This is a genomic window from Flavobacterium undicola, assembly GCF_009909155.2.
GTDB classification, from domain to species: domain Bacteria; phylum Bacteroidota; class Bacteroidia; order Flavobacteriales; family Flavobacteriaceae; genus Flavobacterium; species Flavobacterium undicola.
In genome coordinates, this window is sequence record NZ_JAAAPM020000066.1 from 1 (window position 1) to 2,468 (window position 2,468).

Annotated in this window: 2 protein-coding genes and 1 tRNA gene; 2 read left to right on the forward strand and 1 reads right to left on the reverse strand. The window is 36.2% G+C overall.

Annotation, left to right across the window (positions count from 1 at the left end; all coding sequences use genetic code 11):
* Positions 1-249: 249 nt before the first annotated feature.
* Entirely contained in the window at positions 250-1,332 is a 1,083-nt protein-coding gene (gcvT, locus tag GTZ96_RS18060) for a glycine cleavage system aminomethyltransferase GcvT (RefSeq protein WP_161645285.1), read from the forward strand.
* A 51-nt stretch (positions 1,333-1,383) separates the two neighbouring features.
* Complete coding sequence (locus GTZ96_RS18065) at positions 1,384-2,106, forward strand: YebC/PmpR family DNA-binding transcriptional regulator (protein WP_161645286.1); 723 nt, start codon at positions 1,384-1,386, stop codon at positions 2,104-2,106.
* Positions 2,107-2,382: 276 nt separating this feature from the next.
* Here the strand turns inward: GTZ96_RS18065 and GTZ96_RS18070 are convergent.
* A tRNA-Leu gene (locus GTZ96_RS18070) sits at positions 2,383-2,468 on the reverse strand.

Consider the following 2,468-nt stretch of genomic DNA (forward strand, 5'->3'; position numbering starts at 1 on the left):
TCAGGTAAATAACACTAATTTGCTTTACTGTTACACTGCCTAATTCTAATTCAGGTTATTAACAAAGATAACGTCATTTTATATTGCATTTTTTTGTAAAAAAATTATACCTCGAACTGACGTTTTTGATAATTTCACCCAACGGGTTAAAATCAAGCACTCATATCCGCTAAACTTTGACTCTCACGTCCTTTGTTACTCAAAATAAAAGCAATAAATTAGCGCCATCAAAATTTACACAAAATCATAATGAAAAATACTGCGCTAACGCACATACACGAAGCCTTGGGAGCAAAAATGCTACCGTTTGCAGGATACAATATGCCTATAACTTATGAGGGAATAAACGCTGAACACGAAACGGTTCGTACTGCTGTAGGTGTTTTTGATGTGTCGCACATGGGGGAATTTTTACTTTCTGGTCCAAATGCTTTGGCGTTGATTCAAAAAGTAACTTCTAATGATGCTGCTACATTAACCGACGGAAGAGTGCAATATTCTTGTTTGCCTAATAATGAAGGTGGAATTGTAGATGATTTATTGGTTTATAAAATCAAAGACGAGCAGTATTTATTAGTAGTTAATGCTTCAAATATTGATAAAGACTGGGATTGGATTTCAGCTCACAATGATTTAGGAGTTGAAATGAAAAACCTTTCTGACGACTATTCATTATTGGCAATTCAAGGTCCAAAAGCAATTGAAACTTTACAATCCTTAACTTCAGTAGATTTATCTTCGATAAAATACTACCATTTTGAAGTAGGTGATTTTGCAGGAATTGAACATGTAATCATTTCGGCTACGGGATATACTGGTGCCGGAGGTTTTGAAATTTACTGTAAAAATGATCAGGTAGTACAAATTTGGAACAAAGTTTTTGAAGCCGGAGCTCCTTTTGGTATCCAACCAATTGGTTTAGCCGCTCGTGATACTTTGCGTTTGGAGATGGGATTCTGTCTTTATGGAAACGACATTAACGATACGACTTCGCCAATAGAAGCAGGATTGGGTTGGATTACAAAATTCAACAAAGAATTCAGCAATTCTGAAAACCTGAAAAACCAAAAAGAAGCTGGAGTAACTAAAAAACTAATTGGTTTTGAAATGCAGGAACGTGCCGTGCCAAGACACGATTACGAAATTGTAGACCAATCAGGAAATCAAATCGGAATTGTAACTTCAGGAACCATGTCACCATCCTTGAACAAAGGAATCGGAATGGGATATGTTACGATAGATAATAGCTCAGTTGACAGCGAGATCTTTATTCGAATCAGAAAAAAAGATGTTCCTGCGAAAGTGGTAAAAATGCCATTTTATAAAAACTAAAAAAAAACAGAATAATTATAATTTTTTGCATCGTTAAAAAAACAATCAGAAATGGGAAGAGCATTCGAATTTAGAAAAGGAAGAAAAATGAAACGTTGGGCTGCAATGGCCAAAACATTTACTAGAATTGGTAAGGATATCGTTATGGCCGTAAAAGAAGGCGGACCAAATCCTGAAGCAAACTCTAGATTGAGAGCGGTTATTCAAAATGCTAAGGCGGCTAATATGCCCAAGGATAACGTAGAACGCGCTATTAAAAATGCAACAAACAAAGATACAGCCAACTATAAAGAAATTTTATTCGAAGGATATGCTCCTCACGGAATTGCAATCTTGATTGAAACGGCTTCTGACAACAACAACAGAACGGTGGCTAATATTCGTAGTTATTTCAACAAATGCAATGGAACAATGGGGACACAAGGTTCAGTAGAATTCATGTTTGACCACACTTGTAACTTCAGAATTCCAAAAGAAGGTCTTGATGCCGAAGAATTAGAACTAGAATTAATTGATTTTGGGGCTGAAGAAGTTTTTGAAGACGAAGATGGAATTTTAATCTATGCGCCTTTCAACAGCTTTGGAACGATTCAAAAAGAATTAGAAAACAGAAATATCGAAATTCTTTCTTCTGGTTTTGAAAGAATTCCTCAAATCACTAAAAAGCTTTCAGCTTCTGAAGTAGCCGATGTTGAAAAACTAATCGAAAAAATTGAAGAAGATGATGACGTAATGAACGTTTATCACACCATGGAAGAAAACGAAGAAGCATAATCTTCAACAAAATATCAAAATAAAGAAAGAGTTTAACGTCAAGTTAAGCTCTTTCTTTATGGCGTTCCCTCGTTGCGGAACTTTTTGGTAAATATTCAATTTTCTTCAGCAACAAGGTCGGGCTGTACGCTGTATCTTTTGTTCGGGTGGGTTTATTCTGATCCAGAATGATTTTACTCTCACAAAAGGATGCCGCTTCCATCCCTAACGCAAACACAAATCTTAGGTTAAAACCAAAAAAAAGCTTCAATCAGCATAGCCAATTGAAGCTTTTAGTACTCAGAGCGGGACTTGAACCCGCACGAACATTGCTGTTCACTGGATTTTAAGTCCAGCGTGTCTACCAATTTCACCATCCGAGC